General features: G+C 63.1%; 1 pseudogene. It reads left to right on the top strand.

Annotated elements, in window-relative coordinates:
• Positions 1–255 (top strand): annotated as a pseudogene (locus tag R0J88_RS21740) (alpha-D-ribose 1-methylphosphonate 5-triphosphate diphosphatase); the annotation flags it as partial.

Here is a 255-nt window from a genome sequence, read left to right as displayed (position 1 = left end):
AAGCTGGTGCTGGAAAACGAGGTGGTAAGCGGTTCGCTGGAGGTGCAGAACGGCGAAATCCGCGCCTTTGCCGAAAGCCAGAGCCGCCTGCCGGAGGCGATGGACGGCGAAGGCGGCTGGCTGCTGCCGGGGCTGATTGAGCTGCATACCGATAATCTGGATAAATTCTTCACCCCGCGCCCGAAAGTTGACTGGCATGCCCACTCGGCGATGAGCCGCCACGACGCGCTGATGGTGGCGAGCGGCATCACCACC

The organism is Pseudoalteromonas sp. SIMBA_162 (assembly GCF_046535955.1).
GTDB classification, from domain to species: Bacteria; Pseudomonadota; Gammaproteobacteria; order Enterobacterales; family Alteromonadaceae; genus Pseudoalteromonas; species Pseudoalteromonas marina.
The sequence above is the reverse complement of the archived record's forward strand: the minus strand, read 5'-3'. Positions and strand labels throughout refer to the sequence as shown.